This is a genomic window from Modestobacter sp. VKM Ac-2979, from assembly GCF_026967995.1.
Taxonomy (GTDB): Bacteria; Actinomycetota; Actinomycetes; order Mycobacteriales; family Geodermatophilaceae; genus Modestobacter.
In genome coordinates this window covers 198,741-224,972 of record NZ_JAPVBO010000001.1, presented here as the reverse complement: position 1 = coordinate 224,972, position 26,232 = coordinate 198,741, and the positions used below count along the sequence as shown (strand labels likewise).

Sequence of the window (26,232 nt, the reverse complement as noted above, 5' to 3'; positions counted from 1 at the left end):
GGGGCCAGAGGGGCGGGGCTCTCAGGCGATGCCGAGGTCCCGCATCAGCTTCGCCACGTGCCCGGTGGCCTTCACGTTGTAGGCGGCCTTCTCGATCCGGCCGTCCGCGTCGACGACGAAGGTCGACCGGATGACCCCGACGACCTCCTTGCCGTACAGCTTCTTCGGGCCGTAGGCGCCGTAGGCCGTCAGCACCTGCTTCTCCGGGTCGGAGACCAGCGTGATGGACAGCTCCTCCTGCTCCCGGAACCGGCTCAGCTTCTCCGGGACGTCGGGGGAGACGCCGATGATGTCCAGCCCGGCCTCGGCCAGGTCCCCGGCCGCGGCGGTGAAGTCGACGGCCTGGGTGGTGCAGCCCGGGGTGAGCGCGGCCGGGTAGCAGTACACGATGACCCGCCGACCGCGGAAGGACGACAGCGAGACGGGCGTGCCGTCGGCGTCCGGGAGGGTGAACTCCGGCGCCGGGTCACCGGGCGCGAGGCGGACGGGGGCGGTGTCGATGCCGCGGTCGGTCTCGGTCATGGGGTGGATGGTGCCGCAACCGACCGTCGGTTCCCAACCCGGCCGCCGGTCAGCCGGGCAGGAAGCTGAACCGCACGTGCCGTGAGGGGTTGTCGACGTTGGTGTCGACGAAGCAGATGCGCTGCCAGGTGCCCAGGGTCATCCGCCCCTCGAGCACCGGCACGGTGGCGTGCGGCGGGACGAAGGCCGGCAGCACGTGGTCCCGGCCGTGCCCGGGAGCGCCGTGCCGGTGCCGCCAGCGGTCGTCGCGGGGGAGCAGCTCGTCGAGCTGGGCGAGCAGGTCGTCGTCGCTGCCGGCGCCGGTCTCGATGATCGCGATCCCCGCGGTGGCGTGCGGCACGAAGACCTGCAGCAGGCCGTCGCTCTCGCCGCGGACGAACTCGGCGCACTCGTCGGTCAGGTCGACGACGGAGGGCACGCCCCCGGTCCGGACGGATCGCAGCTCGGAACGCATGGGGGAGAGGGTGACACGGCGGCACTACCCTCGGACCACGTGACCCGCCCCGACGGCCGCGCGGCCGACCAGCTCCGCCCGGTGACCATCACCCGCAACTGGCTCGACCACGCCGAGGGCTCGGTGCTCGTCGAGTTCGGGCGCACCCGCGTGCTCTGCGCGGCCAGCGTCACCGAGGGCGTGCCCCGCTGGCGTCGCGGCTCGGGGCTGGGCTGGGTCACCGCCGAGTACTCGATGCTCCCGCGGGCCACCCACACCCGCAGCGACCGCGAGTCGGTCAAGGGCAAGGTCGGTGGCCGCACCCACGAGATCAGCCGGCTCATCGGCCGGTCGCTGCGGGCCAGCATCGACCTGGCCGCGCTGGGGGAGAACAGCATCGCGCTGGACTGCGACGTCCTGCAGGCCGACGGCGGCACCCGCACCGCGGCGATCACCGGCGCCTACGTGGCCCTCGCCGACGCGGTGAGCTGGCTCGGTGAGCGCGGCAAGCTGGCCAGCGCGACCCCGCTGCCGAACTCGGTGGCCGCGGTCAGCGTCGGCGTCATCGACGGCGAGCCGCGGCTCGACCTCGCCTACGAGGAGGACGTCACCGCCGGCACCGACATGAACGTCGTGTGCACCGGCACCGGCGGCTTCGTCGAGGTGCAGGGGACGGCGGAGGGCGCCGTCTTCGATCGGGCCACCCTCGACGAGCTGCTCGACCTGGCGGTCGCCGGCTGCGCGGAGCTGACCCTGGCCCAGCAGGTGGCGTTGTCGGCGTGACCCAGCTGCTGCTCGCCACCCGCAACGCCGGCAAGCTCGCCGAGCTGCAGCGGCTGCTGGCCACCGCCGTCCCCGGGGTCGAGGTGCTCGGCCTGCGCGACGTCGCGGAGTACCCCGAGGCCCCGGAGACCGGGGCGACGTTCGAGGAGAACGCCCTGCTCAAGGCCCGGGAGGCGGTCCGGTACACCGGGCTGCCCGCGGTCGCCGACGACTCCGGGCTGACCGTCGACGCGCTCAACGGGATGCCGGGGATCCTGTCCGCGCGCTGGTCCGGCCGGCACGGGGACGACCCGGCCAACACCGCCCTGCTCCTCGGACAGCTCGCCGACGTGCCCGACGAGCGGCGCGGCGCGGCGTTCGTCTGCGCCGCCGCGCTGGTCACGCCCGACGGCGGCGAGCACGTGCTGGAGCGGCGCTGGCGGGGCACGGTCGTCCGGGAGCCGCGGGGCAGCAACGGTTTCGGCTACGACCCGGTGTTCGTGCCGGCGGGCCACACGGTCACGTCGGCGGAGCTGGAGCCGGCGGAGAAGGACGCGATCAGCCACCGGGGGCAGGCGTTCGCCGCGCTGCTGCCGGTCATCGGCGAGGTGCTCGGCGGGCGCTGAGCCGTCAGCGGCGCTGCATCCAGTCGATGAACCACAGCGAGAACGCCGCCAGCAGCGGGTGGAACGCCAGCACGAGGAACGCCGCGAGCACCCGGTCGGAGCGCCAGTAGTTGCGCAGCCGCACGCCTCGGCTCCAGCCGCGGCTGCGGTCGACGCTCAGCGCCCGCTGGGCGACCGCGGCCTCCTCCTCCGCGGTGAGCGGGCGGGAGTGTGCCGCCTGCCAGGCCTCGACCCGGGCCCAGCCGGGCGCGACCCCGCACCCCAGGGCCAGCAGGGCTGCGCCGCCGAGCAGTGGCAGCAGGGCGTCCGGTTCCAGCACGACCAGGCCGGCGGCCGCCGCGCCGGCGGCGAACCCGGCGACGGTGACCGCACCCAGGCAGAAGACCAGCCCGAACGCGACGAGCAGGATCAGGTAGCCGGGCAGCAGCACGTCGTGCAGTGACCGGTCGGTGGCGAGCAGGACGACGGTCTCCACCGCGAGCACGAGCGCGCAGGTCAGCAGCACCCGGCGCATCGGCACCCGGGGCGGCCCGGCCGCGGTGGCCAGCCGCATCCGCGACTCGGCGTGGCTCTCCGCCTCGGCGGGTGAGGCATCCGGGCGCAGGACGGCCAGCGGATCGGCGGCGGTCATGCCCGGTCCTCCGGCGTGGTGTCCGGTGCGGGGGGTGGCACGGGCACGGTGTGCGGGTCCATCAGCCGGACGACGTCCCGTACGACCGGCGGCGTCGCGGTGGCCGGGGCCGGCGCCGGGCGGACCGTGGCCGGGCCGTCGTCCATGCTCGGCACGTCCTCGACCTGGACGTGGCTGGACAGCCCGTGGTCCGTCTTCTCCCAGTAGAACGGGTTGACCACGAGCTGCCACAGCGCCTTGTACGAGGCGACCGAGTGCAGCAGCCAGTAGAGCGGGGAGAGCAGCGCGAACGGCACCAGGCCGTACGTGCGCCGCTTGAAGCCGGCCAGCAGCGACAGGTAGATGATCACGCCGTTGCCGAGCAGCAGGTTGGCCAGGCTGACCTGGACCAGCCACTCGGGCAGCGCGGGCGTGAGGGCCCCGGGCCACAGCAGCTCGACCGCCAGCATCGCGTACAGCCACGGGGCGGCCAGGAACATCAGCGGGGTGCCGCCGATGAGCAGCGCGAAGCCCGCCGTCTGCCGCGGGCCGACGCTGCGCAGCAGCCGCCACGGGTGCCGGGAGTGCACCAGGACGGTCTGCATGTAGCCCTTGATCCAGCGGCTGCGCTGCCGGATCCAGTTGCCGACGGCCATGTTGGCCTCCTCGTACGTCGTCGAGTTGACGACGGCGACGCGGTGGCCGCGGGCGGAGGCGCGGATGCCGAGGTCGGCGTCCTCGGTGACGTTGTAGGGGTCCCAGCCACCGAGGTCGCGCAGCATGTCGGTGCGGAAGTGGTTGCTGGTGCCGCCCAGCGGGATGGGCAGCCGCAGCTTGTCCAGCCCGGCCAGGGTGTAGTCGAACCAGGAGGAGTACTCCAGGGTGAACATGCGGGTGAGCAGGTTCTCCCGGGCGTTGAAGTAGTTCAGCGCGGCCTGCACGCAGACCAGGTCGTCCCCGCCCTTGCGGAAGGCGATGAGCGACTTCTTCAGCTGGTCGGCGTCGGGGCGGTCCTCGGCGTCGTAGATGACCACGTACTCGCCGCGGGCGAAGGCCAGCCCGACGTTGCAGGCGCGCGGCTTGGTCTTGGGCAGCGAGTGCGGGACGACGACGATGCGGACGATGTCCGGTGGCGCGGCGGCCAGTGCGGCGGCGAGCGTCTCCGGGTCGTCCTCCTCCAGCAGGAGCAGGATCTCCAGCTTCTCCCGGGGCCAGTCCAGGTCGGCCAGGTTGCGCATCAGCAGCCCGACGATCCCGGCCTCCTTGTAGACCGGGACGAGGATCGTGTAGACGGGCAGCTCGGCGTCCTCCAGCGCGGCGACCTCGGCGGCGGTGACCTGCTCGACGGTCTCCCAGGCGGTGCCGACCGTGCTGATCAGCGCCTTGGCGCCGACGGCGAGGGCGACGGCGACGTTCACCGTGCCGACCAGCACCAGCATGGTCAGCGAGGGGTCGAGCACCAGGCCGGTCACGGTGGCGACGAGGAGGGCGAGCGCGCCGGCGACCTGCGGCCAGACGAACACCGTGGACGCCGACTCGTCGGGCCGGCGTTCGGCCAGCGCGCTGACCGCGTCGTGCACCAGCTCCTCGCGCCACACGGTGCGCAGTGCCCGCTGCACGTCCCAGTCGGTGGTGACCACCTGGCGCACCCGCGGGATGCCGGTGCGCTGCACGACCACCTCGGCGATGTGCGCCGACGGTCGGCCGGCGGTGGCGACGACCACCTGGGGGAGGCCGTCGCCGTCCTCCTCGACGCGCAGCGGCACCCAGGTCTCCCGGGCCAGCATCGCGGCGGGGAAGCGGCGGGCCAGCTCCTCGTCGACGTCCACCGGGTCGACGAACGCCAGGTCGGCGCCCCAGACCGCGGCCAGACCGACGTAGAGCTCGCGCCGGGTCACCCAGCCCTTGGCCAGGACGACGGAGCCCAGTGGTGCGCCCACCCGTTCGTGCTGCGCCAGGGCCTCGGCGAGCTGGGCCTCGGTGAGCACGCCCTGCTCGACCAGGACGGTGCCGAGCCGCTCGGGCGCGGCGTGCCGGCCACCGGCACGGCGCGATGCCAGGCCGGGCGTGGCGCCACGGGGCGCGGGAACCGTCACCCCGGGGTGGTCGGCACCTGCGCCGTCCAGCTGAGCCCGGCCGGGGGAGGGATCACCCGGTCGGGTGAGCCGGCGACCCGGCGCCCGGGGGTCACCAGGGCTGCTCGGCCAGCACTGCGTGGCCGTACCCGACGATCAGGAACGGGTGGCGATCGCGGGCCGTGCTCCAGGCGTCCTGCCAGTCCTCGCCAGCGGTGTCCGCGTAGTAGCCGCCGTCGACCGTGCCGGGACTCGCTGGTCCGACCGGTGCGTCCGACGGACGGAAGCTCGCCTCGATGAACGTGCCGTCGCCGTCCGCACTCCACAGCCGGACGCCGATCACGTCGGTCACGGGCCGACGGTTCGCGCGCATCCAGTCGACGTCCACGCCGGTGCCCCAGTCGTTCCCCTGGACGAACCAGTCGATGGAACCCCACCCCTGTTCGTCCAGTGCCTCCTCGAACGAGTCGAGCCCGTCCAGGCCGCCGAACGCCGCGTCCGGTCCGGCCTCCAGGGGGAAGCCGGTCGTGATCGTCAGCCCGCACGTGGACCGGTGGGTGTCGTGGATCTTCCAGTTGTCCGTACCGGCGGTGCACCCGGTGTCGATCCGGGTGCCCAGCTCGTCACCGGCGCCGAGGTGGTCGGCGATCGCGGTCAGGCCGCCCGTCATGTGCGCGACGAGACGCTCGCGGTCGGCAGCGAGCGGCTCCTCGGTGGGGTCCAGCAGCTCGGGGTCGCCGCACCCGGTCAGCAGGGTCAGCACCGCCAGGGTCGTGGCCGCCCACGGTGCTCGCTGCGACATCGCCGGTCTCCGCTCCGGCGTGCCCCGCGGCCCGCCTCAGCGGGCATCCTGCCGGTCCGCGGCGCGGTGTGGCGGGACGCCGTTACGGTCGGGTCCCAGCGGCCGCGCCGGGCGGCCGGAGGAGTGGGGGAGGGCCCGATGGCGGACCTGGAGGCGCTGCGCCGGTTCGGGCTGGTGCTGGAGATGGCCGAGGCGGCCGGGGACGGCGACTGGCGGGCCTGGACGAAGGTGCTGGGCGGCCTGGACGAGGACACCCGCGCGGACGTCGTCCGGCAGTCGTCGCTGGTGATCGCCATGCTCTGCGAGCGGGAGGCCGAGCGTCGTGGCATCACCCGCGACCAGTTCCTGGCCCAGTTCCGTGCCGAGGCGATGGACTCCCTCGGCTGAACTCCAGGCGTGCCGAGCCGTCCGGGCGGGCAGGGCATAGGGATGCGGATCACAGTGGACGACGTCCGGACGCTGACCTTCGACGACGGGACGCCGGTGACCGCCGCGTCCGCGATCGCGCCGCTGGGCGAGGGCTGGCTGGTCGCCCCGGACGACTCGACGATCGCCGCCTGGGTGCGGCCGGGCGGGGTGACACCGGTGCGCGTGCTGCCGCCGGTCGAAGGGCTCGACCACTTCAGCGAGCCGGCGGGCACCAAGCACCTCAAGCCCGACCTGGAGGTGGCCTGCCCGGCCGAGGTGGACGGTGAGCCGGCCGTCCTGCTGCTGGGGTCGGGGTCGACGCCCCGGCGGATGCGCGGGGTGCTGGTGCGGTTGGAGGACGGCGAACCCGTCGTGCAGGCCGGCGAGCTCGGTCCGCTCTACGCCACGGTCGGGCAGCTGCTGGAGGTGCCGGCAGAGCAGCTGAACCTGGAGGGGGCCAGCCGGCACGGGGACACCGTCCGCTGGTTCCACCGGGGCAACCTCGCCGCCGGGGCGGGGCCGGCCAGCGTCGACGTGCCGCTGGCCGACCTGGTCGCCGCCGTGCTGGGCAGGGCCGGCGTCGATGCGGTGCCGGTGTCGGCGCCCCGGTCCTACGACCTCGGCCGGGTGGCCGGTGTGGGGCTGGCGGTCACCGACGCGATCGCGCTGCCCGACGGGCGGACCCTGCTCTCCGCGGCCGCCGAGGACACCCCCAACGCGGTCGACGACGGGCCGGTCGTCGCAGCGGCCCTCGCGCTGGTCGACGGCGAGACGGTGCTCGACATCGCGGCGGTGCCCGAGGTCGAGGGCCGGGTGCACAAGGTGGAGGGGCTGGCGCTGCGCGAGGTCGAGGACGCCCGGGTGCACGTGCTGGCCGTGGTGGACGACGACGTCCCGGGTGCGCCGTCGGTGCAGCTGGAGCTGCGGGTCGAGTTCAGCTGAGCCCTCCCGCCCCGGGCGTGGCCGGGTCGGCTCCCTCCGCGCGGCGTCCCTCCAGGAAGTAGGCGCCCAGCGCCCCGGCCAGGGTCGCGAACACGGCGACGGAGTAGACGGCCAGGGCGACCTCCAGGAAGCGGGCGAGGCCGTGGTCGGTGTCCAGCAGCGCACCGGTGATGGTGGCCATGGCCGCGTCGTGCAGCGCGGGGCCGTAGGTGTCGTAGGCCCCCACCACGTAGAGCAGCTGACTGCTGGCCAGGACGACGACGCCGGTCACCGCGGCGAGCCAGCCGATCCGGTTGGTGAGCAGCCGGCCGGCCGACCGGGAGCCGCGGATGGCGGCGGACAGCACGCCGCCGACGCGGGCGGTCCGCAGCAGGGTGAGGGCGCGGGCGAAGCGGAGGAACGGCAGTGCCAGGAAGATCAGCTGCCACCAGTTGCGCAGCCAGAAGCGGCGCTGGCTGGGCGCCCGGACCGCCCGGAAGACGAACTCGCTGACGAAGACCGCCCAGCAGATCCAGCCGAGGACGCTCAGCGTCGTCACCAGCCAGGGCTCCCGGGCCAGGGCCTGGCCCAGGACGATCAGCACGAACACCAGGCCGAGCACGCCCATCGGCCGGTCGAGCTTCGTGGCCAGCCCTTCCGTCTCGACCGAGGGGTCGGCGGGGCGTCGGCGGATCGTGCCCGTGTCGCGCATGGAACAGCCCCTACCCACCTGCGGCCGGAGGGCGCACCTCGGTGTCCGGCACCCCGACGGCTCCCGGGAACGAGGCCGCTCGACCCCCTCGACGTGGGGGCGGTCAGCCGAGCGTCGGCAGCGCGCTCACCGGACCGGATCGAGCATGCGATCGAAGACGGCGCCAGTGCCCTGAGCCTGTACGTACTTGCCTGCCACGTCGACGGCCCAGTCCCGCCGCGACCACGTCGTCGGGCGGTAGAGGCCCAGCGCGGTGTTGAGGAGGACGTCACCCACGTAGACGAGAGCGAACACGGAGTTGACGGCCTTCTGGCCGCGCAGCCCCTGGGAGGCGGCGACGCCGTAGGCCGCGCCCCACATGGTCCCGAGCGCGAAGTGCGTGACGTAGTTCAGACGTCGTCGACCGCTTCGTGTCCTGGGACGGGCCGGGGTGACCTTCTCGGCGAAGTCGGCCGGGGCAAGGCTCTCGTCCCGCTTGGTGAGGGGCATCTCCACGAACTCCTGGAAGGCCGTCATCACGACGGTCCCGCCCACGCCCGCGACGACGCCGCGTCCGATCATGCTCGACATCGAAGGCCGTTGTGTCCGCATGCACGGCGCGTACCCGGCTGCGCCGCAGACACACGAACTGTCATCGGGAGCGGGGCAGCCCCGGACACCGTCCGGGTGATCCGCGTGCTCACACAGCCCGTCCGGGCCAGGAGGCGTCCACGTGCGGGAGAGGGGAGTCGAACCCCTACGCCCGAAGGCACCAGATCCTAAGTCTGGCGTGGCTGCCGTTACACCACTCCCGCGTTGGGGGCAGTGTAGGAGCCTCCCGCTCGGCCGCGGTCGGACCGATCTGGCAGGCTGTCGCCGTGCCGAGGACCCCCGAGCAGATCCAGCAGGAGATCGACGCCGCCCGCGAGTCCCTGGGGGCGACCCTGGACGAACTGGCGTTCCGCACGAACCCGCAGCGCCTGGCCGACCAGGGCAAGGCGAAGGTGCAGGAGTTCCTACAGAGCCCGCCCGGGATCGCGATCGTCAGCGTGGTCGGCCTGACCATCACCTTCGTCGTGACCCGGAAGGTCGTCCGCCGCGTCCGGGGCACCGACCGCCGACGGGTCGAGCCCGTGGTCACCTACCGCCGGGTGCGCTGACCCCGGACGTCGGCGTCCGCCGGGCCACGGTCCGGGACGCTGACGCGGTCACCGCCGTCTTCCTCAGCTCGCGGGCCGCGGCCATGCCCTGGCTGGCGCGGCCACACTCCGACGACGAGACCCGCTGGTGGGTCGAGCACGTCGTGCTGACGCAGCACCGCACCTGGGTGGTGACCGACGAGGACGACGTCCTGGGCTTCGCCGCCGTGGGCGCCGGTCACCTGGAGCACCTCTACCTGCGCCCGGACCGGCGCCGTCAGGGGATCGGCTCGCTGCTGTTCCGGCAGGTGCAGGCGGCCGAGCCCACCGGGTTCACCCTCGTCGTCTTCGCGCGCAACACCGCGGCCCGGGCGTTCTACGAGCGGCACGGCTGCCGGGTGGTCAGCGCCGGGAACGGGAGCGGGAACGAGGAGCGCGAGCCCGACGTCACCTACCGCTGGGCGCCCTGAGCCGGGTGCCGACGTCGAGTGTCGAGTCGTGCACGCCTCACCTGCGGGGGAGACGTGCACGACTCGTCACTCGGCGAGCGCTGACGGGTGAGGCGCACACTCGGCGGCGTGTACCCACCGCCCCGTGACCGCGTCGGACCCGGCCAGGAGTCGGTCTGGAGCTACCCGCGCCCGCCGTCGGCCGAGGTGACCGGACGACGCCTCGAGCTCACCCTCGGCGGGCGGGTCATCGCCCGCACCGACCGGGCCGTGCGGGTCTGCGAGACCAGCCATCCGCCGGTCTTCTACGTCCCCCGGGACGACGTGGCGGCCGGCGTCCTGGAGCGCGGCGCCGGCTCGTCGTGGTGCGAGTTCAAGGGGATGGCCACCTACTGGGACGCCGTCGTCGACGGCGTGCGGCACGACTCGATCGCCTGGTCCTACGAGCAGCCCACGGCCGGCTACGAACAGCTGCGCGGCGCACTCGCCTTCTACCCGAGCCGGCTGGACGCCGCGACCGTCGACGGCGAGCCGGTACGGGCGCAGGCCGGTGACTTCTACGGCGGCTGGATCACCGACGAGGTGGTCGGCCCGTTCAAGGGCGAACCCGGCACGCGCGGGTGGTGAACCCCTACCCCCCAGGGGTATGCTCAACGGCATGACGGGCTACGCCAGCGACAAGGACCAGGTGCTCGCGCGCCTCAAGCGGGTCGAGGGCCAGGTCCGCGGCATCGCGCGGATGGTGGAGGACGACACGTACTGCATCGACGTCCTCACCCAGGTCTCGGCGGCCACCAAGGCCCTGCAGGCGGTCGCGCTCGGCCTGCTCGACGACCACCTCGGCCACTGCGTCCGCGACGCGGTGGCCAGCAGCGCCGACGACGACGGTGCCGCCGCCGACGCCAAGATCGCCGAGGCCTCGGCCGCCATCGCCCGGCTCGTCCGTTCCTGACCCCGCTCCCTGACCCAGCTCCCGAGGAGAGAACCACCGTGCAGACCCTGGACTTCACCGTCACCGGCATGACCTGCCAGCACTGCGTCGCCTCCGTCACCGAGGAGGTCACCGAGCTCTCCGGCGTGCAGGAGGTCGACGTCGACCTGGCCACTGGCCGGCTGCGCGTCGTCGGCGACGTCACCACCGACCAGGTGCAGGCCGCCGTGTCCGAGGCCGGCGACTACACCGCCCAGCCGGCATGAGCGCCGGGCCCCAGGCGGAGCCGTCTGCAGCCGGGGGCCCGGCCGCCGGAGAAGAGGTCCGCCTCGACATCACCGGCATGACCTGCGCGAGCTGCGCCAACCGGATCGAGCGCAAGCTCAACAAGCTCGACGGCGTGCAGGCCAGCGTCAACTACGCCACCGAGGCCGCGACCGTCCGGTTCGACCCCGCCCGCGTCGACCCCGACCAGCTGGTGGCCACCGTCGCGGCCGCCGGCTATTCCGCCGCACTGCCGGCACCGCCGGTCACCGAGGACGACGCCGGGGCCCCGGACGAGGTGGCCCGGACGCCGGAGACCGCGCTGCGGCAGCGGCTGCTGGTCAGCGCCGCGCTCACCCTGCCGGTGCTGGTGCTGTCCATGGTCCCGGCGCTGCAGTTCGACAACTGGCAGTGGCTCGCGCTCACCCTGGCCAGCCCGGTCGCGGTGTGGGGAGCCTGGCCGTTCCACCGCGCCGCGGTGGTCAACGCCCGGCACGGGGCCAGCACCATGGACACCCTGGTCTCGATCGGGATCAGCGCCGCGTACCTCTGGTCGCTGTGGGCGCTGTTCCTCGGCGACGCGGGGATGCCGGGCATGCGGATGGAGTTCACGCTCCTGCCCGAGCGCGGCGCCGGCACGCACGAGATCTACCTGGAGGTCGCCGCGGCGGTCACCGTCTTCCTGCTGGCCGGCCGCTGGGCCGAGGCCCGCGCCAAGCGCCGCTCCGGTGCCGCGCTGACCGCGCTGCTGGAGCTGGGGGCCAAGGACGCCGCCGTGCTGCGGGACGGGCGCGAGGTGCGGGTGCCGATCGGCCAGCTCGTCGTCGGCGACCGCTTCGTCGTCCGGCCGGGGGAGAAGGTCGCCACCGACGGCGTCGTCGTCAGCGGCAGCTCCGCGGTCGACCTGTCGATGCTGACCGGCGAGAGCGTGCCGGTCGAGGTCTCCGCCGGCGACCGGGTCACCGGTGCGACGGTCAACGTCGGCGGCCGGCTGGTCGTCGAGGCGACCCGGGTGGGCACCGACACGACGCTGGCCCAGCTCGGCCGGCTGGTCACCCAGGCGCAGAGCGGCAAGGCGCCGGTGCAGCGGCTGGCCGACCGGGTCTCGGCGGTCTTCGTCCCCGTCGTCCTGGTCATCGCGGTGGCCACCCTGGTCACCTGGCTGGTCGTGACCGGCGACGTCACGGCGGCCTTCACCGCCGCGGTCGCCGTGCTCGTCATCGCCTGCCCGTGCGCGCTGGGCCTGGCCACGCCCACCGCCCTGCTGGTCGGCACCGGCCGTGGCGCCCAGCTCGGCGTGCTGATCAAGGGCCCGGAGGTGCTGGAGAGCACCCGCCGGGTCGACACCGTGCTGCTGGACAAGACCGGCACCGTCACCACCGGGCAGATGAGCCTGGTGGAGGTCGCCGGGCACCCGGAGACGCTGCGGCTGGCGGCCGCGGTGGAGGCCGGCTCCGAGCACCCGATCGCCCGGGCGATCGTCGCCGCCGCCGGTGAGCTCCCCGAGGTCGAGGGCTTCGCCAGTCAGCAGGGGATCGGTGTGCAGGGGCGGGTGGACGGCCGGGACGTCGTCGTCGGGCGGGCATCGGCGATGCCCGGCCCGGTGCCGGCCGACCTGGCCGCGGTGGTCGAGCGGGCCGAGCAGGCCGGGCAGACCGCCGTGCTGGTCGCCGTGGACGGCGCGGTCGCCGGGGTCTGCGTCGTCGCCGACACCGTCAAGCCCACCAGTGCGGCGGCGATCGCACGGCTGCGGGAGCTGGGGCTCGCGCCGGTGCTGCTCACCGGTGACAACGCCGGTGCCGCCGCCGCGGTGGCCCGCTCGGTCGGGCTGGACCCCGACCGGGGCGAGGTCGTCGCCGGCGTGCTGCCCGCGGGCAAGGTCGATGTCGTCCGGGAGCTGCAGGCCCAGGGTCGGGTGGTCGCCATGGTCGGGGACGGCGTCAACGACGCGCCCGCGCTGGCCCAGGCCGACCTGGGGCTGGCGATGGGCTCGGGCACCGACGTCGCCATCGAGGCCAGCGACCTGACCCTGGTCCGGGCCGACCTGGACGCCGCGGTCGACGCCGTCCGGCTGTCCCGGCGGACCCTCGCGGTGATCAGGGGCAACCTGTTCTGGGCCTTCGCCTACAACGTCGCGCTGGTGCCGCTGGCCGCCCTCGGGTTCCTCAACCCGCTGCTGGCCGGGTTGGCGATGGCGGCGTCCTCGGTGCTGGTGGTCACCAACAGCCTGCGGTTGCGGGCCTTCCGGTCCAGCGCGCCGGCGGCCTGAGGCCGCCGGCGCGGGTCAGGAGGCCGGCTCAGGCGGTGCGGCGGGCGGTGACCAGCGGCAGGACGACGTCGGTCAGCACCTCGTCGGCGAACTCGGGGGAGACGGGCTCCCCGCCGAAGAGCCAGCGCTGCAGGATCGGCGAGCTCGCCGTCGAGGCGACCGCGGTGCCCAGTGCCGCCGGAGAGACCTCGCCGCGGGCCTCGGCCCGCTCCCACACCTGGCGGAACGCCGAGCCCCAGACCTCCATCGGGCCGCTGTGGAAGGCCTCGCGCAGCTCCGGCTCGTGCGGCAGCGCCGACAGCAGCGACAGCGTGGCCGCCCCCAGGGGGCCGTTGACCGCATCGACCAGCCAGTGCAGCAGGAGCCGGAGGTCGCCCTCGAGCGAACCGGTGTCGGGCGGCTCGATCGACGTCTGGCTCAGCTCGGCGACCGCGTCGGCGACCAGCTCGGACTTGGTCCGCCAACGGCGGTAGATCGTGGCCTTGCCGACCCCGGCGGCCGAGGCGACGGCGTCCATGGTCAGGGCCGCGTAGCCGGACTCGGCCAGCACCTGCAGGATCGCCTGCCGGATGGCCCCGTCGCGGGAGGGGTCACGAGGCCGCCCGCCGCGACCGGGGCGTGCAGCATCGGCGGGGGGCAGGGGAGGCACACCTGGGACACTAGCCGAGTTGATCTTCAATGGCGTGTGACCTCCCCCGTGCTGGGGACGGGCGGGACCCGGCCCGCGCGCCTGCGTGTTCGTGGGGTCACCGTCGGTCATCCTGCAGGCGTGAACGAGCCTGTGGACGTCGTTCGTCCCTCCTGGGAGACCCCCCAGCGTGCCCGCCGGCTGCTGCTGGCCAGCACGCTCAGCCACGTGCTGCCCAGCATCTCCCGGATCGCCGGCGCGATGGGGCTGCGGATCGGCACCGCCCCCGGACTCCTCGACATCGTGGACGACGAGGGTGGCCGGCGGATCGACCGGCTGTTCCAGCGGCTGGCCCGGGAGCTCACCGCTGCCGAGACCGAGGCCGTCCGGGTGACCGCCGACCCGCCCAGCGACGGCGTCGCCCTGGCCACGCGGCTGCTCACCGCACCCACGCTCGCCGTCGAGCTGGCCCGCCGCGGGGTGACCGTGGAGATGGCGCTGCTCACCGATGCGGAGCTGTGGCCGGTGTACCAGCCGATCATGTCCCTCACGACCGGCGGGATGGTGGGCCACGAGGCGCTGCTGCGCGGCCGGGTCGACGGGCGCGAGGTCGGCGGCGGCGACCTGTTCTTCCTCGCCGAGCGGGCCGGCTGGCTGCGTCGGCTGGACCGGGTGGCCCGGGAGGCCGCCATCCGCGGCGCGGCCGGGTGGCTGGGCAGCGCGGACCTCTACGTGAACTCCGACCCGGCGGCGGTCCACCGGCCCTCGGTGTGCCTGGCCAGCACCGAGCGGGCGGTGCACGACAGCGGCATCGACCCCCGGCAGCTGGTGTTCGAGGTCGTCGCCTCGCACGCGGTGATCGACCACGAGCACCTGCTCTCGGTGCTCGAGCACCACCGGTCGCTGGGCTGGCGGGTCGCGCTGGACGACGTCGGCGTCGGCTGGTCCAGCCTGGCGCTGGTGAGCGTGGTGCGCCCCGACGTCGTCAAGCTCAGCAAGACCCTGGTCTCCCGGCTGCAGGAACCCGGTGCCCAGGCCATCGCCCGGGCGCTCACCGAGCTGACCCACCTGCAGGGCGGGGTCGTGGTGGCCGAGGGCATCGAGTCCGAGCGGATCGCCGACCAGGCGCGCGCGGTCGGGGCCGACCTGGGTCAGGGCTGGCTGTTCGGCCGCCCGGTGCGCCCCGAGCCCGAGGCCGAACCGGAGCTCGTCTTCGCCTGAGGGGGGCGGTTCAGCCCAGCGCCGCGGCCCAGTCGTCGGTGTGGGCGGCCAGGTGGTCGGCTGTCCGCTGCCAGTACGGCCCGTCCTCGGTCCAGATGCGCGCCCATGGTCGCCGGCCGTTCGCCGCCCCGGAGCGGAGCAGCTCGACCATCGCCGTCACCCGGCGGTGCAGCATCGGCACCAGTGCTGCGCGCCCGGCGTCGTCCAGGCCGTAGCCGTCCACGACCGCACGCAGCCGCGGCAAGGTGGGTGCGAGCGGTCGGTCCGCCCGCAGAGGCACCGCGGTCTGCGCCGTGTAGGCCAGGTCCCACAGCCGTGAGCCTGGTCCGGCGGCGTCCCAGTCGATCAGCGCCCACCCGGCCGGTCGGCGTACCAGGTTCCACGGCGCCGGATCGTGGTGGACGACGAGGTCCTCGCGGTCGGCGGGGATGGCTGTCTGCCACACCGCGTCCGGAGGTGGGGCGAAGTCAGCCGCGGCGTCGTGGAAGTCGCGCAGCAACCGCCCGACCGCGCCCAGGTCCGTGGTGCTCCATCGGGGATCGGGAGAGCCGGCCTCGCCAGCGAGGAACTGCAGCACCTGTCGCCCCTGCTCGTCGCGCCCGAGCGGGCGGGGCGCGCCAGGGAAGCCCACGGCGTGCAGGTGCGCCAGGAGGGCGTCGACGGAGTCGGTCCAGGGCCCGGCCGGGCGGCGGACGGTGTCGCCCACGCGCACCACGCCGCTGCTCGCGTTGGTCGGCAGCGGCTCCTCGGTCACGGGCAGCCGGTGTTCCAGCCGGTCAGTGCCTGCCACTCGTGGTCGAACCCGAGCGTGCCGTACCGGCCGGTGGCGAGGGGGAGCAGTGCGCCCTGCTCCGGGCCGAAGCCGATCCAGCGGGCGGCGAGGACCCGCAGCACGTGGCCGTGCGCCACGAGGGCGACGTCCCCGTCGGCCAGCAGCGGGCGGGCCTTCTCCAGCACCCGGTCGACCCGTTCGGCCACCTGCGCCAGCGTCTCGCCCGGGGTCTCGCCGGGGATCGTGCCGTCGTGCCACAGCGACCACGAGCGGCCGACCCGCTCGCTGATCTCCGGCGTCGTCAGCCCCTCCCAGCCGCCGTAGTCGACCTCGACGAGGTCCGGTTCCAGCTGGGCGTCGATGCCGCCCTCGAACAACCCGGCGAGCTCGGCGGTGTGCCGGGCCCGGATCAGCGGGCTGACGAAGGCGTGCGTGATCTCCCGCTGCCCGAGCACCGGGCGCAGCCGCCGGCCGTCGTCCTCACCGTGCGGCAACAGCGGCAGGTCGGTCAGGCCGGTGTGCTGCCCGCTCGCGCTCCACTCGGTCTGCCCGTGCCGGACGACCACCAGCTCACCCACGACGTTCCTCCCCTGCGGGGACCGGTACCGGTCCCGCCTCGCTTGCTGCCTCGGTCCGGCCACCGGCGGATGCCGTGCCGGCCACGGCCATGACGATCACAGACCCCAGGATGACCAGCAGCGGCGCACTCCAACCACCGCTCGCCTCGTGCACGGCGCCGATCACCAGGGGTCCGGTCGCGGCCACGACGTAACCGCCACCCTGCACCATCGCCGAGAGGCGGCGGTTCTCGGTCAGGTCCCGGGACCGGCGCACGATCGCGATGAAGACCACGGTGATGCCACCGCCCTGGGCGATCCCGGCCAGCGAGCACCACAGGGCCCACAGCGACGGGGCGGTCAGCAGCCCCAGCGGCAGCGCCGCCCAGACGACGGTGACCGCCAGCAGCACCATGGACGGGCGCTTCCACCAGGCCACCAGCGCCGGGACGGCGAAGGCGCCGACCACGGCGAACACCTGGAACAGCGCGGAGCTGGCCCCGGCCGCCGCCCGGGTCATCCCGTTCACGTCGGCCAGCAGGGTGGGCAGCCAGGCGGTCGCCCCGTAGTAGCTGAACGCCTGGCCGGCGAACGCCAGCGTCAGGCCCCAGGCCGCCGGCTGTCGCCAGACCGAGCGGCCGGGCGCGACCGGTGCCGGCGGGGGCGGCGCGGTGCCCGCCGCCTCGGCCGCGGCGGTGCGGGCGACCTGCTGGCGCAGTGCGGCGGTCCAGACGGTGGCGGCGACGACGACCAGGAGCCCCCAGGCGGCCAGCGCCACCTGCCAGCCGACCAGGTCGGCGAGTGGGGCGGTGAGGGCGGAGGTGAGCGTGGAGCCGATGTTCAGCGCCGCCGTGTAGGCAGCGGTGACCACGTTGGTGGCGCCGGGGAAGTCGCGGCCGATGACGACCGGGACGACGACGTTCCCGACCGTGATGGCCAGGCCGATGACGACGGTGCCCGCGATCGCGGCAGTGGGGCTGCCGAGTGAGCGCAGCAGCGTGCCGGCGAGCACCCCGGCCATCGACACGACGACCGCGCGGTGGACCCCGGTGCGGGCGATCAGCAGCGACGCCAGCGGGGCGGCCAGCCCGAAGCAGAGCACCGGGATGCTGGTCAGCAGCCCGATCGTGCCGGTGGAGACGCCCAGGTCGGCCCGCATGGCGTCGACCACGGGGGCGATCGCCACCAGCGGCCCGCGCAGGTTGAGTGCGACCAGCACCACCCCGGCCAGCAGGAGGAGCGGCACGGCCGTCGTCCCGGCCCGCCCCCTCGGTCGCGCCAGACCGCTTCGTTGCACCGGTCCACCTTCCTCCAGCTGCAGGTGCCGGTCGACGGCGGGGGACGGCGGGTGGCACCGGTCACAGTCGGGTGACCCGGGAAGGGTCGACGACCGGAACACCTTGTGCACAACGAGTCCCGCAGGCACGGCCGCGGGCACCGGACACCCGATGCGCAGGAGGACCCATGACCACCGCCACCACCCCGCTCACCTTCGACCTCGGTGGGGACCTGACCGTCCACCGCCTCGGCTACGGCGCCATGCAGCTGACCGGCCCCGGTGTCTGGGACCAGCCGGCCGACCGCCCGGGCGCGATCGAGGTCGTGCGGGCCGCGATCGAGGCGGGGGTCGACTTCATCGACACCGCCGACTCCTACGGTCCGCAGGTCAGCGAGCAGATCATCGCCGAGGCCGCGTTCCCGTACCCCGACGGGCTCGTCATCGGCACCAAGGCGGGCCTGACCCGGACCGGCCCCGGCGTGTGGCCGGTGTCCGGGCGCCCGGAGTACCTCACCCAGCAGGTCGAGCTCTCGCTGCGCAACCTGAAGGTCGACCGGATCGACCTCATCCAGCTGCACCGGATCGACCCGCAGGTGCCGCTGGCCGACCAGCTCGGCGCCTTCGCCGACCTCAAGGAGCAGGGCAAGGTGCGGCACATCGGCGTCTCCGAGGTCTCCGTCGACGAGCTGAAGGCGGCCCGCGCGATCACCGAGATCGTCAGCGTGCAGAACCTGTACAACCTGACCAACCGGCAGTCCCAGGACGTGCTGGAGTACGCCGAGGCCGAGGGCATCGCCTTCATCCCGTGGTTCCCGATCGCCACCGGTGACCTGGCCAAGCCCGACAGCCCGGTCGCGGCCGTGGCGGAGGAGCTCGGCGCCACCCCGTCGCAGGTCGCGCTGGCCTGGCTGCTGCAGAAGTCCCCGGTCATCCTGCCGATCCCGGGCACCAAGTCGGTCGACCACCTGACCGAGAACCTCGGCGCGGCCCAGCTCACCCTCTCCGCCGACGAGATGGCCCGCCTGGACGCGCTCGCCTGACGAAGGCCCCCGTTCTCCTCGCACGCTCGGGGCGAGCCTCTGGACGGGGCCATGGACCCCCGGTCGCGCTGTGCGCGGCCGGGGGTTCAGCATGTCGGCATGGACAACGATGTCTTCCGCCAGGTCAAGGACGCCGTCCGCCAGCTGGTCCGGGAGGTGGTCGTCCCCCGCGAGGAGGAGATCGACCTCGACGACCGGATCCCCGACGAGCTGCGCAGCGCCGCCGCGGAGATGGGCCTGTTCGGCTACGCGCTGCCCGAGGAGCACGGCGGCCTCGGCGTCACCATGAGCGAGGACGTCCAGCTGGCCTTCGAGTTCGGCTACACGACCCCGGCGTTCCGGTCGCTGTTCGGCACCAACAACGGCATCGCCGGACAGGTGATCGCCAAGTTCGGCAACGAGGAGCAGCAGAAGACGTACCTGCCCCGGCTGGCGGCCGGTGAGCTGATCGGCTCGTTCGCGCTCACCGAGGCCGAGGCCGGCTCCGACCCGGCCGGGCTGCGCACCGCCGCCCGCCGGGACGGCGACGGGTGGGTGATCAGCGGCGGGAAGCGCTACATCACCAACGCGCCGATCGCCGACCTGTTCGTCGTCTTCGCGCGCACCGACCCGGCCGAGCGCGGTGGCCGCGGCATCTCCACCTTCGTCGTGGACGCGACCGCCCCCGGGGTCACCGTCGGCCCGAAGGACAAGAAGATGGGCCAGTCCGGCGCATGGACCGCCGAGGTGTTCTTCGACGACGCCCGGGTCGACGCCGATGCGCTGATCGGCGAGGAGGGCCGCGGCTACGCCAAGGCGCTGACCGTGCTCTCCCGCGGCCGGCTGCACATCGCCGCGCTGTGCGTGGGGATGGCGCAGCGGGTGCTCGACGAGTCGGTCGCCTACGCCGCCACCGCGAAGCAGGGCGGGGCGCCGATCGGCCGGTTCCAGCTGGTGCAGGCGATGCTCGCCGACATGCACACCGAGCTGCTGGCCGCCCGCAGCATGGTCATCGACGTCGCCGCCCGGTACGACTCCGGCGAGGACACCTCCGTCGGCCCCTCGGCGGCGAAGCTCTTCTGCAGCGAGATGGTCGGCCGCGCCACCGACCGCGCCGTGCAGGTGCACGGCGGGCTGGGCTACCTGCGGACGACACCGGTCGAGCGCTTCTATCGCGACGCCCGCCTCTACCGGCTCTACGAGGGCACCAGCGAGGTGCAGAAGGTGATCATCGGCAACGCGCTGCTCCGCGCCGCCGGCATGCCCCGCAGCTGAACGTCGTAACCCTCGCGCCGTTCCCGCCGCTCTCCCGCTGCTGCAACGGCGGGGGAGCGGCGGGAACGGCGCACGAGTGATCGGTATCACCTACGCGGGCGTGTGCTCGGGGCCGGTGCCGGGGTGCAGCAGCGGGCCGGTGTGACCTTGCCCCGTGCTCAGTGCGGCCACGAACTCGCGCAGCAGGTCGCCGCCGTTGTGCCGGGCCCGCCAGTCCAGCTCGATGCGGGCCCGGGTGGTGTCCAACGGTGGCACCCCCATCCCCAGGTCCAGCCAGCCTGGCTCGATCTGCAGCAGGTGGGCGAGGAAGGCCGCCTGCATGCCGGTGCGCAGCACGACCGCCGGCACCGGCACCCGCCGCGCGCCCAGCGCGCCGGCCAGCCCGTCGGCGTCGAAGTTGGGCGGGGCCGTGAGGTTGAACGCGCCCGGTACCCGGCGGTCGATGATCCGGGAGATCGCGTCGGCGACGTCGTCGGCGTGCACGAACCCGAGGTGCAGGGAGCTGGGCAGCGGCAGGGGGAGCAGCTTGGCCACCGCGCCGGGCAGGGCCCGCGCGGCCGGGAAGAAGACGGGGCCGAGGAAGTACCGGCCGATCTCGCTGGCCGCGTCGGGCTGCAGCACCAGCGTCGGGCGGGTCACCGAGACGGTGACGTCGGGGTGCGCTGCGTCGAAGTCCCGCACGAACTGCTCGCACTGCACCTTCTGCCGGCTGTACTGGGAGCTGGGGACGCCGGTGGCGGGCCAGTCCTCGCCGACCGGGTGGGTCTGCGGGCCGGCGGCGTACGTGCCGATCGAGGACATGTGCACCACGTGCCGGACGCCGGCGGCACCGGCGGCGGCGAGCACCCGGCGGGTGCCCTCGATGTTGACGGCGTGCAGCACGTCGGGCTCCCGATCCGGGATCAGCGCCCAGGCCAGGTGCACGACGACGTCGACGCCGTCGAGGAACTCGGCCAGCACCGGCTCGCTGTCCGGGGAGCCCAGGTCGGCGCGGAACCACCGCACCCCGGCGTAGGGCTCGGTCTCCGGTGGGCGGCGGCGGGCCAGCCCGCGCACCTCGGCCACGCCGGTGTCGGCGAGGGCGCGCAGCAGCGCCGTCCCCACGTTGCCGCTCGCGCCGGTGATCGCCACGGTCATGCCCGGGAGGAGTCCGCTGTTCAGCTCAGCCATGCCCCGGCGCTACCCGCGCGACCCCGTCGTCACCCGTCGCCGGTCGAGCGGGCCGGACCGGGAGGGCGCGGTCGGTCCTCCGGGTGGAACCGCACCGCGATCAGGGCCACGTCGTCGGTGACGTCCGCGGGCACCAGCCGGGCCAGCAGGGTGTCGCACAGCTCGTCCACCGGCCGCTGCCCCAGGTCGGCGACCGCGGCCTGCAGCGCGGCCAGCCCCTCGTCCAGGTCCGCCCCGCGCCGTTCGATGAGGCCGTCGGTGTACAGCAGCAGGGTGGCGTCGTCCGGCATCGCCGCCTGGTGACCGGTGCGGGCGACGTCGGCCTGGACGCCGAGCATCAGGTCGGGCCGGGTGTCCAGCACCGTGCTCGTGCCGTCGGGGGCCAGCAGCAGCGGCGGGGGGTGGCCGGCGCTGGCCCAGCGCAGCAGGCGGGTCGGGCTGCCCGGCAGGTCGGGCCGCCGCTCGATCCGTGCCAGCAGGGCGGTGGCGAGGGTGCTGACGTCGAGCCCTCGCGCGGTCCGCTCGGCCCGGCGCAGGACCGCGGGCAGGTCGCCGTCGTCGTCGTAGGCCAGGGCGCGCATCAGCCCGCGCCACTGGCCCATCGCCGCGGCCGCGCGGCTGTCGTGCCCGACGACGTCGCCGATCACCAGGACCGTGGACCCGTCGTGCTGCTGGAACGCGTCGTACCAGTCGCCGCCGACCTGGGCGCCGTGCGCGGCCGGCTGGTAGCGGACGGCGACGTGCAGGTGGTCCGGCTCCGGTGGCGGGGTGAGCAGCGCCTGCTGGAGCCGGTCGGACAGCGCCCGCTCCTGGGCCGCCTGCTCCTCGAGCCGGCGCAGCTCGGCTCCCTGCGCGGCGGCGGCCCGCCGGTCGGTGAGGTCGCGGAAGGAGACCACGACACCGGTGACGGCGCCGTCCTCGACCGTGGGCACGGCGACCAGCTCGACCGGCACCGGGGTGCCGTCACGGCGCCAGAACACCTCGTCGTCGGCGACCACCGGGACACCCGTGCGCAGTGCCCGCCAGGTGGGGCACTCCTCGCGCGGGTAGGGGGAGCCGTCGCGGCGGTGGCGGTGGATCAGCGCGTGCTGCTCACCGCCGAGCTGCTCCTCCCGGCTGTGGCCGGTGATCCGGATGGCCGCCGGGTTGACGAACTCGACCCGGCCGTCGGTGTCCAGCCCGTAGATGCCGTCGGCGGTGTTGGCCAGCACCTTCTCCGACAGCTCGAGCGCCCGGGACAGCTGCGCCTCGACCGCGCGGAGGTGGGCGAGGTCGGCCGAGCGGGCCGCGTCCAGCCGGCGCAGGGCCTCGGCCTCCTCCTGCGCGGCGGTGGCCTGGGCGGCGGTGTGGGCGGCGGCCAGCCGGTCGGTGACGTCCGTGCCGTTGGGCAGGAGGTAGGCGGTCCCGGTGGCCTGGTCCTGGACCAGCTGCAGGGTCAGGTCCAGCGTCCGCTCGCTGCCGTCGGCCTGGAACCAGGGGGTCTGTGCGCGCACCGGGGCGCCGCCGGCCGCCACCTCGGCGCACCAGGCGCGGACCCGCTCGGCCACCGCGGTGCTCCCGCTCCACCAGCCGGTGGCCCAGAACGGCCGACCGACCTCCTCGGCCGGGGTCAGGCCACTGCCCTCGAAAGCCTGCCGGTTGGCGGCGAGCAGGGTGCCGTCGGTGCGGCAGATCGCGAGCAGGGCGAGGCTCGTGTCGTCCAGGGCGTGGAACCAGGCCGGCGCGCCGCCCACGGCGACAGCGCCGTCGGCCGGTGGGCTGGGCTGGGGGATGTCGATGAAGGGCTCCTGGTCCGGGTGGGGGTGTGACTGTCGGCTGCTGCTCAGGACGAGCATGCCGGGACCCACCGACGAACGGTGCGGACGGGGCCGGTCAGCGGGGCGGCGTCCCGGCCGTGCGCACGTGTGCGGTGACGAGCTCCGCGGTCCGCTCGGCGGCGAGTTCGGGGATCCAGTGGCCGACGTCCTCGAGCACCTCCAGCGCGTACGGGGCGGCGACGAACGAGGCGCTCGCCTCGGTCGCGGTCCGGCCCAGGAAGGGGTCGCGGGCGCCCCAGAGGTGCAGGGTGGGCACCCGCACCGTGCCCACCGGGGCGCCGCCGGCGAGCGGCAGGGCCCGGTACCAGTTCAGCGCGGCGGTGAGCGCGCCCGGCTCGCGCATCCGCTCGACGTAGCGGTCCACCAGCTCGGCCGGCAGCCCGCCCTGGCGCAGCGTCCGGCGCAGCACCGCGCCGCGGCCGGCCAGCAGCACCGCCTCCGGGACGGCGGGCAGCTGGAAGAACCCGACGTAGGCCGACCGCACCCCCTGGTCGCTGTGGCCCAGCGCCTGGCTCATCGCCGCGGGGTGCGGCACGGACAGGGCGGTCAGCGTGCGCACCCGCCAGGGGTGCCAGGCCGCCAGCGCCCACGCCGCGATCCCGCCCCAGTCGTGGCCGACGACGTGCGCGCTGGGCAGGCCGGCGGCGTCCAGCATCGCCAGGACGTCGTCGACGACCGTCCGCAGCCGGTAGGCCGAACGCCCGCTCGGCCGGGCACCGGGGGAGTACCCGCGCTGGTCCGGGGCGAGCGTGCGCAGCCCGGCCGAGTGCAGGGCCGGGCTCAGCCGGTCGAAGGCACCGGCGTCCTGCGGGAACCCGTGCAGCAGGACGACGGGCTCGCCGTCCGCCGGCCCGGAGTCGCGGACGTCGAAGACGAGGTCGCCGTGGCGGAAGGTGTCCATGCCCGGCTCACTGCCCGCTCCGCTCCCGCCTCACGCCGGGTCGCCGGATCAGGCCCTCAGGAGGCGTCCGGGTCGATCAGCGCCAGGCCGGAGGTCGGGTCGTGCCGGCGCTGGAGGTGGCGCGCGCCGGTGGTGACCACCAGCTCAAGGGTCGGGCGGGTCACCGCACGCAGCAGGTGCCCGCCCACGGTGGACCCGTCCCGCCGGCCGCACACCACGTGCGCGTGCACCTGCCAGCCGCCCTCGCCGTCCCGGGTGATGTCGCCTGCCAGGGTCAGCACCTCCACCTGGTCGGGCACCGGGATCTCGTCGTACTCCTGCTCGTCGAGGTCGTAGTACCCGACCGTCGCCGAGGAGAAGGCGCCGATGCCGGTGAAGGAGCTGCCCGGCAGGTCGTTCTGCTCGGCCCAGCCGGTGAGCCCGCCCACGACCTCGTCGCCGGTGTCGAAGACGACAACGTGCTGTCGGGGCGGGCCGTCGGTGAGCAGCGTCGTCCGCATCCGGGTCAGCTGCCCAGGCGGGCCTTGAGCATGGCCTTGCCCTGCTCGCCGCCCTTGCGGCTCTCGTTCTGCGCCTTGCGGAAGAACTCCGCCAGCTCGGAGTCGCCCGCGCGCTCGGCGTCCTGGACGTAGGTCTCCAGGCGGAGCGCGTTGTCCAGGCTGGCCTGGGTGAACCAGAGCAGGTTGTAGTCCTTGTCAGCGGTGCCGGTGACGTTGCCGGCCTCGTGGGTGCTCATGGCGTGGTCCTCCGTTCCGTGTGATCTGGACCACTCATCCCTACCCCGAGATCTCCGCACAAGCAACTGACCGCGGTCGGCCCGATTTCGGGCCCGTCGTCGTTTTCTGTCCCGGGTCAGGGGTAGGCGGCCGGTGGACGATGAAGTCGACGCGAGGGGATCTCGCCATGAGTCGCACTGTCGCTGACGTCCTGCTGGAACGACTGACCGAGTGGGACGTCGAGAAGGTCTTCGCCTATCCGGGGGACGGGATCAACGGGATCCTGGCCTCCTTCGGGAAGCAGGACCGCCTGCAGTTCATCCAGTCCCGGCACGAGGAGATGTCCGCCTTCGAGGCGGTCGGCTACGCCAAGTTCACCGGCCGCGTCGGGGTCTGCCTGGCCACCTCCGGTCCGGGCGCCATCCACCTGCTCAACGGTTTGTACGACGCCAAGCTGGACCACGTGCCGGTCGTCGCGATCGTCGGGCAGACCGACCGCAGCGCCATGGGCGGTTCGTACCAGCAGGAGGTGGACCTCCTGTCGCTGTTCAAGGACGTCGCCCACCACTACGTGCACGTGGTCAACGTGCCCGAGCAGCTGCCCAACGTCCTGGACCGGGCCATGCGGACAGCAGCGGCGGAGCACGCGCCGACGGCGATCATCATCCCGGCGGACGTGCAGGAGCTGGAGTACAGCCCGCCGACGCACGAGCACAAGATGGTGCCCTCGAGCGGCGTGCACACCTCCACGCCGAGGGTGACCCCGGACGACCCCTCGATCCGCGCCGCGGCCGACCTGCTCAACGCCGGGGGCAAGGTGGCGATGCTCGTCGGGCAGGGCGCCCGGGGTGCCCGCGACGAGGTGGTCGAGGTCGCCGACCTGCTCGGCGCCGGGGTGGCCAAGGCGCTGCTGGGCAAGGACGTGCTCCCCGACGACCTGCCGTTCGTCACCGGGTCGATCGGGCTGCTGGGCACGCGTCCCACCTGGGACATGATGAAGGACTGCGACACCCTGCTGACCGTGGGCTCGAACCTGCCCTACAGCGAGTTCTTCCCCGAGTACGACCAGGCCCGCGCCGTGCAGATCGACCACGACGCGAAGTACATCGGGATGCGCTACCCCTACGAGCTCAACCTCGTCGGCGACGCGGCGGCCACGCTGCGCGCGCTGGTCCCGCTGCTGGAGCGCAAGCAGGACCGGTCCTGGCGGGAGGGCATCGAGGACGACGTCCGACGGTGGTGGGAGACCATCCACATGCGGGCGATGACCGACGCCGACCCGGTCAACCCGATGCGGCTGTTCTGGGAGCTCAACGACCGGTTGCCCGGCAACGCGATCCTCACCGCGGACTCCGGGTCGGCGGCGAACTGGTACGCCCGGCACCTCCGGTTCGGCCCGGACAACCGGGGATCGCTGTCGGGGACCCTGGCCACCATGGGCCCGGCCGTGCCCTACGGGATCGGTGCCAAGTTCGGCCACCCCGACCGGCCGGTCATCGCCTTCGCCGGGGACGGCGCGATGCAGATGAACGGCCTGGCCGAGCTGATCACCATCTCCCGCTACTGGCAGGAGTGGACCGACCCGCGGCTGGTCGTGGCGGTGCTGCACAACAACGACCTGAACCAGGTGACCTGGGAGATGCGGGCCATGGGCGGGGAGCCCAAGCTCGCGGAGTCGCAGACCCTTCCGGACGTCTCGTACGCGGCCTTCGCCGCCGGGCTGGGGTTCGAGGCGATCACCGTCGACGACCCCGAGCAGGTCGGCCCGGCCTGGGACCGCGCGCTGGCCGCCGGGAAGCCGGCGGTCATCGACGTGCTGTGCGACGCGGACGTCCCGCCGATCCCGCCGCACGCCACGCTCGACCAGATGACCGAGACCGCGAAGTCGCTGTTCAAGGGCGACGAGAACGCCTGGGGAGTGGTCAAGCAGGGCGCCAAGACCAAGATCCAGGAGTTCCTGCCGCACCGGAGCTGA

The 26,232-nt window shown here is 74.1% G+C and carries 30 protein-coding genes and 1 tRNA gene; 14 read left to right on the top strand and 17 right to left on the bottom strand.

Translation table 11 applies throughout. From position 1 onward, the window contains the following. Window positions 1-21: 21 nt before the first annotated feature. A complete protein-coding gene (gene bcp, locus O2W15_RS01085) occupies window positions 22-522 on the bottom strand; it encodes a thioredoxin-dependent thiol peroxidase (protein ID WP_269161788.1) in 501 nt (166 codons plus the stop codon). Window positions 523-571: 49 nt separating this feature from the next. Next, window positions 572-976 carry a YjbQ family protein gene (locus O2W15_RS01080; protein ID WP_269161789.1) on the bottom strand — a complete coding sequence of 135 codons (405 nt, stop codon included), beginning with the start codon at window positions 974-976 and terminating at the stop codon, window positions 572-574. 39 nt (window positions 977-1,015) lie between these two features. On the opposite strand from O2W15_RS01080, the gene rph reads away from it, so the two are divergent. After that, window positions 1,016-1,738 (top strand): ribonuclease PH, encoded by a 723-nt coding sequence (gene rph, locus O2W15_RS01075; protein ID WP_269161790.1) that lies wholly within the window; start codon window positions 1,016-1,018, stop codon window positions 1,736-1,738. After that, window positions 1,735-2,343, top strand: coding sequence for an RdgB/HAM1 family non-canonical purine NTP pyrophosphatase (rdgB, locus tag O2W15_RS01070; RefSeq protein WP_269161791.1), 609 nt, complete (start codon window positions 1,735-1,737; stop codon window positions 2,341-2,343). The genes rph and rdgB overlap by 4 nt, the downstream gene beginning before the upstream one ends. A gap of 4 nt (window positions 2,344-2,347) precedes the next feature. Here rdgB and O2W15_RS01065 read toward each other — a convergent pair whose 3' ends face one another. The 3 genes from O2W15_RS01065 to O2W15_RS01055 form a co-directional block, all read right to left on the bottom strand. After that, the gene (locus O2W15_RS01065) at window positions 2,348-2,974 is read right to left on the bottom strand and encodes a hypothetical protein (RefSeq protein WP_269178035.1); all 627 of its coding nucleotides are present in this window, start codon (window positions 2,972-2,974) and stop codon (window positions 2,348-2,350) included. Next, window positions 2,971-5,049, bottom strand: a complete 2,079-nt coding sequence (locus tag O2W15_RS01060; RefSeq protein WP_269178034.1) for a glycosyltransferase — start codon at window positions 5,047-5,049, stop codon at window positions 2,971-2,973. The genes O2W15_RS01065 and O2W15_RS01060 overlap by 4 nt, the downstream gene beginning before the upstream one ends. 91 nt (window positions 5,050-5,140) lie before the next feature. Further along, on the bottom strand, window positions 5,141-5,830 hold the full coding sequence (locus O2W15_RS01055; RefSeq protein ID WP_269178033.1) for a hypothetical protein: 690 nt from the start codon (window positions 5,828-5,830) through the stop codon (window positions 5,141-5,143). 138 nt (window positions 5,831-5,968) lie between these two features. Between O2W15_RS01055 and O2W15_RS01050 the strand changes: the two genes are divergently transcribed. Next, window positions 5,969-6,217, top strand: coding sequence for a hypothetical protein (locus tag O2W15_RS01050; protein WP_269161795.1), 249 nt, complete (start codon window positions 5,969-5,971; stop codon window positions 6,215-6,217). Between the two features lie 42 nt (window positions 6,218-6,259). Beyond that, window positions 6,260-7,180: a DUF6910 family protein gene (locus O2W15_RS01045; RefSeq protein ID WP_269178032.1), complete on the top strand. Its 921-nt coding sequence runs from the start codon at window positions 6,260-6,262 to the stop codon at window positions 7,178-7,180. Here O2W15_RS01045 and O2W15_RS01040 read toward each other — a convergent pair. From O2W15_RS01040 to O2W15_RS01030, 3 genes are all read right to left on the bottom strand, one after another. Continuing rightward, the gene (locus O2W15_RS01040; protein ID WP_269161797.1) at window positions 7,173-7,871 is read right to left on the bottom strand and encodes a hypothetical protein; all 699 of its coding nucleotides are present in this window, start codon (window positions 7,869-7,871) and stop codon (window positions 7,173-7,175) included. The genes O2W15_RS01045 and O2W15_RS01040 overlap by 8 nt on opposite strands. A gap of 126 nt (window positions 7,872-7,997) precedes the next feature. Further along, on the bottom strand, window positions 7,998-8,432 hold the full coding sequence (locus O2W15_RS01035) for a hypothetical protein (RefSeq protein WP_269178031.1): 435 nt from the start codon (window positions 8,430-8,432) through the stop codon (window positions 7,998-8,000). Window positions 8,433-8,584: 152 nt separating this feature from the next. Continuing rightward, a tRNA-Leu gene (locus O2W15_RS01030) sits at window positions 8,585-8,665 on the bottom strand. A 63-nt stretch (window positions 8,666-8,728) separates the two neighbouring features. Between O2W15_RS01030 and O2W15_RS01025 the strand changes: the two genes are divergently transcribed. The 6 genes from O2W15_RS01025 (at window position 8,729) to O2W15_RS01000 (ending at window position 12,902) form a co-directional block, all read left to right on the top strand. Beyond that, window positions 8,729-9,010, top strand: a complete 282-nt coding sequence (locus O2W15_RS01025; RefSeq protein ID WP_269161799.1) for a DUF3618 domain-containing protein — start codon at window positions 8,729-8,731, stop codon at window positions 9,008-9,010. Window positions 9,011-9,093: 83 nt separating this feature from the next. Beyond that, window positions 9,094-9,459, top strand: coding sequence for a GNAT family N-acetyltransferase (locus O2W15_RS01020; RefSeq protein ID WP_269178030.1), 366 nt, complete (start codon window positions 9,094-9,096; stop codon window positions 9,457-9,459). Between the two features lie 108 nt (window positions 9,460-9,567). Continuing rightward, on the top strand, window positions 9,568-10,065 hold the full coding sequence (locus tag O2W15_RS01015; protein ID WP_269178029.1) for a DUF427 domain-containing protein: 498 nt from the start codon (window positions 9,568-9,570) through the stop codon (window positions 10,063-10,065). A 31-nt stretch (window positions 10,066-10,096) separates the two neighbouring features. Next, entirely contained in the window at window positions 10,097-10,390 is a 294-nt protein-coding gene (locus tag O2W15_RS01010) for a metal-sensitive transcriptional regulator (RefSeq protein ID WP_269178028.1), read from the top strand. 38 nt (window positions 10,391-10,428) lie between these two features. Continuing rightward, complete coding sequence (locus O2W15_RS01005) at window positions 10,429-10,635, top strand: heavy-metal-associated domain-containing protein (RefSeq protein WP_269161801.1); 207 nt, start codon at window positions 10,429-10,431, stop codon at window positions 10,633-10,635. Then, window positions 10,632-12,902 (top strand): heavy metal translocating P-type ATPase, encoded by a 2,271-nt coding sequence (locus tag O2W15_RS01000; RefSeq protein WP_269178027.1) that lies wholly within the window; start codon window positions 10,632-10,634, stop codon window positions 12,900-12,902. Before O2W15_RS01005 ends, O2W15_RS01000 begins: the two co-directional genes overlap by 4 nt. 28 nt (window positions 12,903-12,930) lie before the next feature. Here O2W15_RS01000 and O2W15_RS00995 read toward each other — a convergent pair whose 3' ends face one another. Next, window positions 12,931-13,551, bottom strand: coding sequence for a TetR/AcrR family transcriptional regulator (locus O2W15_RS00995; RefSeq protein WP_269178026.1), 621 nt, complete (start codon window positions 13,549-13,551; stop codon window positions 12,931-12,933). Between the two features lie 120 nt (window positions 13,552-13,671). On the opposite strand from O2W15_RS00995, the gene O2W15_RS00990 reads away from it, so the two are divergent. Further along, window positions 13,672-14,751: an EAL domain-containing protein gene (locus tag O2W15_RS00990; protein ID WP_269178025.1), complete on the top strand. Its 1,080-nt coding sequence runs from the start codon at window positions 13,672-13,674 to the stop codon at window positions 14,749-14,751. Window positions 14,752-14,761: 10 nt separating this feature from the next. Here O2W15_RS00990 and O2W15_RS00985 read toward each other — a convergent pair whose 3' ends face one another. From O2W15_RS00985 to O2W15_RS00975, 3 genes are read right to left on the bottom strand one after another with little or no spacing between them, the layout of a single operon-like run. Beyond that, window positions 14,762-15,541 (bottom strand): phosphotransferase, encoded by a 780-nt coding sequence (locus O2W15_RS00985; protein ID WP_269178024.1) that lies wholly within the window; start codon window positions 15,539-15,541, stop codon window positions 14,762-14,764. After that, window positions 15,502-16,101, bottom strand: coding sequence for a histidine phosphatase family protein (locus O2W15_RS00980; protein WP_269161806.1), 600 nt, complete (start codon window positions 16,099-16,101; stop codon window positions 15,502-15,504). The genes O2W15_RS00985 and O2W15_RS00980 overlap by 40 nt, the downstream gene beginning before the upstream one ends. Next, window positions 16,094-17,326 carry an MFS transporter gene (locus tag O2W15_RS00975; protein WP_269178023.1) on the bottom strand — a complete coding sequence of 411 codons (1,233 nt, stop codon included), beginning with the start codon at window positions 17,324-17,326 and terminating at the stop codon, window positions 16,094-16,096. Before O2W15_RS00975 ends, O2W15_RS00980 begins: the two co-directional genes overlap by 8 nt. Before the next feature lie 218 nt (window positions 17,327-17,544). On the opposite strand from O2W15_RS00975, the gene O2W15_RS00970 reads away from it, so the two are divergent. Both O2W15_RS00970 and O2W15_RS00965 read left to right on the top strand, forming a co-directional pair. Continuing rightward, a complete protein-coding gene (locus O2W15_RS00970) occupies window positions 17,545-18,399 on the top strand; it encodes an aldo/keto reductase (protein ID WP_269178022.1) in 855 nt (284 codons plus the stop codon). Window positions 18,400-18,498: 99 nt separating this feature from the next. Further along, the gene (locus O2W15_RS00965; RefSeq protein WP_269178021.1) at window positions 18,499-19,653 is read left to right on the top strand and encodes an acyl-CoA dehydrogenase family protein; all 1,155 of its coding nucleotides are present in this window, start codon (window positions 18,499-18,501) and stop codon (window positions 19,651-19,653) included. A 90-nt stretch (window positions 19,654-19,743) separates the two neighbouring features. Here the strand turns inward: O2W15_RS00965 and O2W15_RS00960 are convergent, their stop codons facing one another. From O2W15_RS00960 to O2W15_RS00940, 5 genes are read right to left on the bottom strand one after another with little or no spacing between them, the layout of a single operon-like run. Next, window positions 19,744-20,823, bottom strand: a complete 1,080-nt coding sequence (locus O2W15_RS00960) for an NAD-dependent epimerase/dehydratase family protein (protein WP_269178020.1) — start codon at window positions 20,821-20,823, stop codon at window positions 19,744-19,746. 29 nt (window positions 20,824-20,852) lie between these two features. Further along, window positions 20,853-22,670 (bottom strand): PP2C family protein-serine/threonine phosphatase, encoded by a 1,818-nt coding sequence (locus O2W15_RS00955; RefSeq protein WP_269178019.1) that lies wholly within the window; start codon window positions 22,668-22,670, stop codon window positions 20,853-20,855. A gap of 25 nt (window positions 22,671-22,695) precedes the next feature. Continuing rightward, a complete protein-coding gene (locus O2W15_RS00950; protein WP_269161812.1) occupies window positions 22,696-23,541 on the bottom strand; it encodes an alpha/beta fold hydrolase in 846 nt (281 codons plus the stop codon). A 56-nt stretch (window positions 23,542-23,597) separates the two neighbouring features. Beyond that, on the bottom strand, window positions 23,598-24,041 hold the full coding sequence (locus tag O2W15_RS00945) for a PPC domain-containing DNA-binding protein (RefSeq protein ID WP_269178018.1): 444 nt from the start codon (window positions 24,039-24,041) through the stop codon (window positions 23,598-23,600). Between the two features lie 5 nt (window positions 24,042-24,046). Next, the gene (locus tag O2W15_RS00940; RefSeq protein ID WP_269178017.1) at window positions 24,047-24,277 is read right to left on the bottom strand and encodes a hypothetical protein; all 231 of its coding nucleotides are present in this window, start codon (window positions 24,275-24,277) and stop codon (window positions 24,047-24,049) included. A gap of 167 nt (window positions 24,278-24,444) precedes the next feature. On the opposite strand from O2W15_RS00940, the gene O2W15_RS00935 reads away from it, so the two are divergent. Continuing rightward, on the top strand, window positions 24,445-26,232 hold the full coding sequence (locus O2W15_RS00935; RefSeq protein WP_269178016.1) for a thiamine pyrophosphate-requiring protein: 1,788 nt from the start codon (window positions 24,445-24,447) through the stop codon (window positions 26,230-26,232).

What these genes read in the sequence shown, in the direction of transcription:
- O2W15_RS00965 (WP_269178021.1), top strand. Translation starts at nt 18,499, where the DNA reads ATGGACAACGATGTCTTCCGCCAGGTCAAGGACGCCGTCCGCCAGCTG.
- O2W15_RS01080 (WP_269161789.1), bottom strand. Translation starts at nt 976, where the DNA reads ATGCGTTCCGAGCTGCGATCCGTCCGGACCGGGGGCGTGCCCTCCGTC.
- O2W15_RS01040 (WP_269161797.1), bottom strand. Translation starts at nt 7,871, where the DNA reads ATGCGCGACACGGGCACGATCCGCCGACGCCCCGCCGACCCCTCGGTC.
- O2W15_RS00950 (WP_269161812.1), bottom strand. Translation starts at nt 23,541, where the DNA reads ATGGACACCTTCCGCCACGGCGACCTCGTCTTCGACGTCCGCGACTCC.
- O2W15_RS00935 (WP_269178016.1), top strand. Translation starts at nt 24,445, where the DNA reads ATGAGTCGCACTGTCGCTGACGTCCTGCTGGAACGACTGACCGAGTGG.
- O2W15_RS01010 (WP_269178028.1), top strand. Translation starts at nt 10,097, where the DNA reads ATGACGGGCTACGCCAGCGACAAGGACCAGGTGCTCGCGCGCCTCAAG.
- O2W15_RS01000 (WP_269178027.1), top strand. Translation starts at nt 10,632, where the DNA reads ATGAGCGCCGGGCCCCAGGCGGAGCCGTCTGCAGCCGGGGGCCCGGCC.
- O2W15_RS01055 (WP_269178033.1), bottom strand. Translation starts at nt 5,830, where the DNA reads ATGTCGCAGCGAGCACCGTGGGCGGCCACGACCCTGGCGGTGCTGACC.
- O2W15_RS01020 (WP_269178030.1), top strand. Translation starts at nt 9,094, where the DNA reads ATGCCCTGGCTGGCGCGGCCACACTCCGACGACGAGACCCGCTGGTGG.
- O2W15_RS01065 (WP_269178035.1), bottom strand. Translation starts at nt 2,974, where the DNA reads ATGACCGCCGCCGATCCGCTGGCCGTCCTGCGCCCGGATGCCTCACCC.
- O2W15_RS01035 (WP_269178031.1), bottom strand. Translation starts at nt 8,432, where the DNA reads ATGATCGGACGCGGCGTCGTCGCGGGCGTGGGCGGGACCGTCGTGATG.
- O2W15_RS00970 (WP_269178022.1), top strand. Translation starts at nt 17,545, where the DNA reads ATGACCACCGCCACCACCCCGCTCACCTTCGACCTCGGTGGGGACCTG.
- O2W15_RS01045 (WP_269178032.1), top strand. Translation starts at nt 6,260, where the DNA reads ATGCGGATCACAGTGGACGACGTCCGGACGCTGACCTTCGACGACGGG.
- O2W15_RS00960 (WP_269178020.1), bottom strand. Translation starts at nt 20,823, where the DNA reads ATGGCTGAGCTGAACAGCGGACTCCTCCCGGGCATGACCGTGGCGATC.
- O2W15_RS00940 (WP_269178017.1), bottom strand. Translation starts at nt 24,277, where the DNA reads ATGAGCACCCACGAGGCCGGCAACGTCACCGGCACCGCTGACAAGGAC.
- O2W15_RS00945 (WP_269178018.1), bottom strand. Translation starts at nt 24,041, where the DNA reads ATGCGGACGACGCTGCTCACCGACGGCCCGCCCCGACAGCACGTTGTC.
- O2W15_RS01050 (WP_269161795.1), top strand. Translation starts at nt 5,969, where the DNA reads ATGGCGGACCTGGAGGCGCTGCGCCGGTTCGGGCTGGTGCTGGAGATG.
- bcp (WP_269161788.1), bottom strand. Translation starts at nt 522, where the DNA reads ATGACCGAGACCGACCGCGGCATCGACACCGCCCCCGTCCGCCTCGCG.